Raw genomic sequence first — 6864 nt, forward strand, 5'->3', positions numbered from 1 at the left:
ATGGGCGTAACATCCGTATTAACGAAAGAGAATGTAAAAAACAAAGATACAGATATTGAGTTTCAAGAAAGTGATATTAACGTTTTAGTTGAATCTGCTAGCCGAGTGATTGCACCTCTTTGGCCTATTTCCACATTTGCAGCACGTAATCCATGGATGGGACTTGAAAAGCAATCTTTTGACCAGGTTGCAGATTGGTTAAAAAATACTCGTGATGTTGATATATACCCTAGTGCGTCTATGATCCTTTCGGCAAAGAGTAAAGGTGAGATTGATGAGGTCTATGTGAAAATGGGGCTCCAGCGTTGGCTTGATTCACGTTCCTTTAATATCCCACGGGACGTGGCAGAACGATTTTGTCATGCTGCTCTGAAATTAGATCCATTACCTTCTAACCTTTTATCATCACGCAAGCTGGAGAAATTGGTAGGTGAATTTAGTGGACTGAATACGGATAATATCGAGAATTTTCCAATGCAACCAATAAGTTCACATATAGAGAATAAAGATGGTGAAAGGTTAATCGATATTCTTGATTATCATGTCATCAAGTGGTGTAAATTATATCTTGATGACTCTCAGGCAGGTTGGACAATGCCAAATCGTGAGGAAGGTTTCTATCGTGCCTGGCAGCGTCTGATTCAATATGATCCGGCACTTAGTAAAAAGCAACGTGAAAGTTTAAAAGATTGGCCACAAGAGGCACATATGGCTTTAAAAGAAGCGTTATCCGCACTAGAAATACCTGAATCAGAGATACAGACTTATCTTGAAGGTCATTTACTTTCCTTACCTGGGTGGGCAGGGATGATGCTTTGGCGCTCCCGACAATCGAGCCATGAACATGCACTCCTAACAGAATATTTAGCAGTTCGAATTTCTATGGAGTTGGCGCTTATAAAACCTTACTTACCTTTGACCAATCAACGATCTGAGAAAAGAGTTTTGATTACTCCTCTTATAGCATCTTGGGTCCATTGGGGGGGACTTACAATCGAGGAATGGTCACAGATGTCAGTCGCTGTACAAAACGAATATTTATCATTTGCCCATAGCTTTGATGAGAAGCTTCGCAGGAAACTTTGGTTAGAAGCTTGGGAGCAAACATACACAGATCGACTAAGACAGAAAATATTCTCTAAACAACGTGAGACCAACGATAAAAAATCTGCATTGGCTCAATTAGCATTCTGCATTGATGTACGATCAGAACCTTTTCGTCGTCAACTTGAAAAAGAAGGTCCGTTTGAAACGATTGGAATTGCAGGTTTCTTTGGCTTACCGATTGAAACAAGTGAACTCGGGTGTAATCACAGTCATTCTTCCTTGCCTGTTATACTAAAGCCTCAGCATAAAATAAAAGAGACAGCTGATGAAAATGAACTCAAATCATATCAACAACGTAAACAGGCAGTTAATTCCTTAAGCAATACATTTAAAACGATGAAACAGAATGTACTAGCGAGCTTACTTTTACCTGAGCTAAGTGGACCTTGGCTTAGTCTGCAAATGGTAGCACGTAGTTTTATTCCAAGAGGAACAGACCGTCTAATTTGTAGTCTTCGTGACATTTGGTTACGTAAACCTAATACAACTCTCTCACTTAATCGAATTCATCATGTAGAAACAGATTTACCTTTTGGTTTTTCAGAAGAAGAAAAAGTGAATTATGCGCGCCAGGCTCTGAAAATGATGGGGTTAACAAAGAATTTCGCACCATTAGTCGTAATATGCGGACATGGTAGTAAAAGTACCAACAACCCCTATGCTGCTGCTCTCGACTGTGGTGCCTGCGGTGGGGCGGCAGGTGGATTCAATGCTAGAGTTTTAGCTGCTTTATGCAACCTTCCTGAGGTAAGGGAAGAGCTTTCTTCTGAAGGAATTAAAATCCCTGAGGACACCGTTTTCGTAGCCGCTGAGCATAAAACAACGGTGGATGAATTACACTGGATTTATGTTCCTGAGCTTTCCGAGGCTGCACAAGAAGCATTTGATCGTATCGAAGCTATTATGCCGAAAGTGAGCCATAAAGCAAATGCAGAACGTCTAGCCCAATTACCGAATTTCCAAAAGAAACTTAAAAATCCGAAGGCTGAGGCACACCGATTTGCGGAAGATTGGAGTGAGATACGTCCGGAATGGGGATTAGCTCGTAATGCCGCTTTTATTATCGGTCAACGTGAACTAACTCAGGATTGTGACTTGGAAGGTAGAGCCTTCCTTCATAATTATGATTGGAATCAGGATGAAAGTGGTGATCTCCTAGCTAACATCATTGCAGGACCAGGAACGGTGGCCCAATGGATTAATCTTCAATATTACGCTTCAACGGTAGCACCTCATTATTATGGTAGTGGAAATAAAGCAACTCAAACCGTTACAGCAGGTCTCGGTGTTATGCAGGGGAATGCAAGTGACTTGTTAGCCGGACTACCTTGGCAATCCGTTATGCAATCAGATCACGAAGCTTATCATTCTCCTCTTCGTTTGCTGATTGTCATCCAAGCACCTAGTGAATATGTAAAACGGTTATTAAATAATGATTCAGTATTTCGAGAAAAAGTTCAAAATGGATGGGTTCGACTTGCTAGTGTTGATCCAGAAGGACGTTGGGAAAACTGGTAACTGCTAAAATAAACATTTATCAAATGATTTGTTACTCCATCAAAAAATTCATAAAAATAAAGAAGGGGTGTACTATATGAATTTAGATAAAAATAAAAAAGTATTATTTTTAACGGACATTGAAAACGGGTTGGAGCCTATCTTACAAGAAGTGACTAATATTCGAGCGGAAAACATGCTGACTATACAAAACTATGGTACCTTAATCTCACATCCTTATGGGGATATAATGAGGTCTGTTATCATTGCTATTTATCAGGAAAATGTTGAGGAGATTTTTGTTGTAGGAACAAAAGATAAGAGGACTGCCACAGTTAATGTACTAACTCAACTTGAATCAATGAAAGACAAAATACAAACATTGGACTATCTTTTTCAAAATTGTATGCCTGAATTTTCAGGTAGTACGGTTGAAGAATGGCTAAATGGAAATGAAAATATCATTGACAGTATCGAAAAGAGTCTTGATGTCATTCGTCACCATCCTTTAGTACCGTCTTATGTTAAAGTTTGTGGTTTAATAGTTAATAATAAGGATGGAAAACCCTCAATTGTGGAGGTTCCTACCTGATCACACTTTCATTTTGAAACGGTAGGGGAATTTAACTTCTATGCACCCATACATGGGAAAAAGGCAGTTCTATCCACAATGCCTGGGAAACAGCGGACAATTGTTCAACCTTTTAAAAAGTTCTTAAATGTTTCTATGAAAGTCCCTAATAAGATCAATACAAACCTGTTAGGGACTTTTTCTGGAGAGATAGAGCGAGATAGCTTACTCCCTTAGAAATTCTCTGGAAAAAAGAAAGAATGGGATGGATGAACTTGGTCTCCCTCTTTGAATAGCTAGTGCAGGAAGTAATAGACTAATTTTTTGTTCTATAGGGGATGTATAGTTTATGAAAATATCTAAAGGTTCTTATGAATCTGAAATAAGTAAGGCAATTACTCAATGGGAAAAAGACTTTCTTGGGCGTGGGTCTATATCTGTTAAAACAGATATTTTACGGGATATGATAATTGTGAATTTACAAGGTATTTTAACACCAGCTGAATATACCGTTTGTAAAACAAAAGAGGGACTGTTAACTATAAAGAAAACTCGTTCGGAATTAGTTGAATCAGGTATAGAAGATCTTAAGAATATTATATTAACTATAACTGGAGAAAAAGTGAAAAGTTTTCATACTGATATAAGCTCTCGTACTGGCGAACGAGTAATGGTATTTAAATTATTTAATGATCTTGAGAAAAATCTTTTTATGAAAAAATAAGTGAAAGTGTTTATTAAAGTGGTACCTGTAGTTAGGACACTTGAAAAAAAGAGTGCTAACTACAGGTATTTTTTATATACTAAACATTTAAGAGTAAGGAAGTAGTTTGTGCTGAATATGAGTAAAATTTTATTTTCACCAAAAGAGATTCAAAAGCTTCAAAAAAATCCAAATGTCCAACAAGTTAGTGAACGTGCGATTATCTATACAGATGAATTTAAACGTAAATTTATTGATGAATATTTAGCAGGGAAAACTCCAAGACAAATCTTTAATGAACATGGATTTGATGAAGAAATCATTGGAATCAAACGGATAGAAACAATCTGGCTATCGTTGGCGTAAAGCCTATGAAAAGGATGGATTAATTGGATTAACAGATACTCGTAAATCTGGATCAGGTAGACCATTAAAGCGTGAATTAACACCTGAAGAAGTCATTGAAAAACAAGCTGCTCGTATTCAGCTCTTAGAAGGACAAGTTGAATTATTAAAAAAGCTCGACGCGACAGAAAGGAGGCTGTTGAGCAGCAGTCGAAAACTAAGCATAAATAATGTATTTCAACTTATTTCAAATACACTAACTCAGTTTCCATTTAAACGTATGGTGACTTATTTTTGCGAACTCTTAAATGTTTCACGTTCAGGATATTATAGCTTCTTAAAAGCGAAAGAAAAGCGTGAAGTGAGAGAACAGAAAGATTTAGAAGCACGCGATATCATCTTAAAAGCATTTAATCGACGTGGGTATAAGAAGGGGTCACGTTCGATTAAAATGACATTAGAACAAGATTATCAATGTGTGATGAGTCGTAACTTATGCGGAAGTATGGGATTGTATGTTCACATCGTAGACCGAATCCTTATAAACAAATCGCAAAGGCAACGAAAGAACATAGCGTTGTTCCCAATAAATTAAATAGAGAGTTTAAGCAAGAGATTCCTGGAAAAGTCCTTTTAACAGATATCACTTATTTGCCATATATTTGCCATATAACGGAAATTGTATGGCTTATTTGTCAACCATAAAAGATGCCTCTACAAACGAAATTTTAGCCTACCATGTATCAAATCGTATTACATTAGATATCGCTATTATCACGATTGAAAAGCTAATTCGCAATAAGCGAATTCCACTTCACCCAGACGCTTTTATTCATTCAGACCAAGGATCACATTATACAAGCCCTAAATATCAACAATTATTAAAGAAACAGGGACTTGGTCAATCCATGTCACGTCGAGGCAACTGTTGGGATAATGCACCTCAAGAATCCTTCTTTGGTCACTTCAAAGATGAAGTTAATTTTAGCACGGTCAAAACATGTATTTGGCAATTAAGAAATGTCGCTAATGGCAGTATATTTTTTGAATGGAAAATAAGGCTGAATATACAAGTAATGCATTAAATCTTGTATATTCAGCCTTTATTAAATACATATGCTTATTTTATTAAAGCCCCCTATAGTTTAAGTATAAATTTTACAATTTCGATTAAATTTAATAAATTCTCTATTTTTATTAAGATAAAATTATGTTTTAACCAATCATAATCTTCTCTTCCGCATATTTATATGGCAATTTCTTATTAGCTCTAGCCAGTGCAAAGGCAATTGTAAGTGGTCCCACCCTACCAATAAACATCATAAGTGAAATTAATATTTTTCCAACTGGACTTAATTCAGTAGTCAACCCCAAGGACATTCCAACGGTTGCAAAAGCTGAGATAACTTCAAATAGTATCATATTTAAAGGCGCTTCTTCCGTAATTGTTAAAATAAATATGACTAAAGACACGATAGCAGTGGAGTAAACTGTGATTGAAAAGGCTCTAAAGATTATATCGTTAGGAAGTCTTTTACCCAAAATATTTACTTCATCTCTACCCCTGATTAGAGTCCAAACAGCAAGGATTAAAATCACAAATGTTGTCACCTTTATACCTCCTGCGGTACCTCCCGACCCTCCTCCAATAAACATAAGAAACATAGTTACAAATTGGGTACTTAGTGTTAAATCAGGCATATTTAAGGAGTTAAAGCCTGCTGTTCTAGGAACAACTCCGTGGAAAAAAGCTCCCAGTAGTTTATCCTTAAAAGATAAATTACCTAAAGTTCCAGGATTATTATATTCCAATACAAAAATTAGTATTGTAGCAAGAACATTAAGTATTAAAGTAACCAATAAAACCAGTTTTGAGTGCAAAGAAAGTTTTCTCAATGATTTCTTTTTCAATAAGTCTACGATAACCGTATATCCAATACCACCGATAATTAATAATGAACTTAATGTTAAAATAACAGTAACATCTCCAACATACCCTGTTATACTTTTAAATCCACCCATAATATCAAAACCTGCATTATTAAATGCTGAAATAGAGTGAAATATGCCGTAAAAAATAGATTGTGGAAATCCAAAATCAGAAGACCAACGAATTGCGAGTATCACTGCTCCTAGACCTTCAATCAACAATGTAAAAAAGACAACGAACTTTACTAATCTAACCATTCCTTCTAATGAAAGCTGATTTAAGGATTCTTGAATCATAAGTCGACCTTTTAGACCAATATTTTTTCCAAGAAATAAAGCAATAAGTATTGCAACTGTCATAAAACCAAGACCGCCTATTTGAATTAATACCATCAATACAATTTGACCGAATAAGGTAAATGTAGATTGAGTATCAACTACAACTAACCCAGTTACACAAACAGCTGAAGTAGCTTCAAATAAAGCATCAATAAAAGAAAGATGATGTCTATCCTTTGTAGCAAATGGAAGCATGAGCAATAAAGTTCCTAAAATAATCAGGAAGAAAAAACCTAAAGATAACGTTAAAGTGTACCCTTTGTAAAGGACATTTTAAAAAAGCCTAGGCAACTTGTTGAAGCTGCTGTCTGTATTTTACAGGCGGCAGCTTTTTTAAATTCCACTGTCCACGATAATGATTGTAGTACGTCAT

7 protein-coding genes and 1 pseudogene are annotated in these 6864 nt (G+C 36.1%); 6 read left to right on the forward strand and 2 right to left on the reverse strand.

Annotation, left to right across the window (positions count from 1 at the left end):
- The 6 genes and pseudogenes from GZA11_RS04370 to GZA11_RS16610 all read left to right on the forward strand — a co-directional run.
- A complete protein-coding gene (locus GZA11_RS04370) occupies positions 1-2625 on the forward strand; it encodes a DUF2309 domain-containing protein (RefSeq protein ID WP_163183042.1) in 2625 nt (874 codons plus the stop codon).
- A gap of 76 nt (positions 2626-2701) precedes the next feature.
- Entirely contained in the window at positions 2702-3196 is a 495-nt protein-coding gene (locus GZA11_RS04375) for a carbonic anhydrase (RefSeq protein ID WP_163183044.1), read from the forward strand.
- A gap of 328 nt (positions 3197-3524) precedes the next feature.
- Positions 3525-3899 (forward strand): DUF2294 domain-containing protein, encoded by a 375-nt coding sequence (locus GZA11_RS04380; protein WP_038537292.1) that lies wholly within the window; start codon positions 3525-3527, stop codon positions 3897-3899.
- A 117-nt stretch (positions 3900-4016) separates the two neighbouring features.
- A complete protein-coding gene (locus tag GZA11_RS16600; protein WP_328822029.1) occupies positions 4017-4244 on the forward strand; it encodes an HTH domain-containing protein in 228 nt (75 codons plus the stop codon).
- 178 nt (positions 4245-4422) lie between these two features.
- A complete protein-coding gene (locus GZA11_RS16605) occupies positions 4423-4818 on the forward strand; it encodes a hypothetical protein (protein ID WP_235924839.1) in 396 nt (131 codons plus the stop codon).
- Between the two features lie 97 nt (positions 4819-4915).
- Positions 4916-5224: pseudogene (locus tag GZA11_RS16610) on the forward strand (DDE-type integrase/transposase/recombinase); the annotation flags it as partial.
- A gap of 214 nt (positions 5225-5438) precedes the next feature.
- On the opposite strand, the gene GZA11_RS04390 reads toward GZA11_RS16610, so the two are convergent.
- The gene (locus tag GZA11_RS04390; protein ID WP_163183046.1) at positions 5439-6686 is read right to left on the reverse strand and encodes a TrkH family potassium uptake protein; all 1248 of its coding nucleotides are present in this window, start codon (positions 6684-6686) and stop codon (positions 5439-5441) included.
- An 88-nt stretch (positions 6687-6774) separates the two neighbouring features.
- Positions 6775-6864: IS3 family transposase (locus tag GZA11_RS17020; protein ID WP_328822053.1), on the reverse strand; the 90-nt coding region annotated here is incomplete at its 5' end.

This window comes from Neobacillus sedimentimangrovi (genome assembly GCF_010614825.1).
Classification (GTDB): Bacteria; Bacillota; Bacilli; order Bacillales; family Cytobacillaceae; genus Neobacillus; species Neobacillus thermocopriae.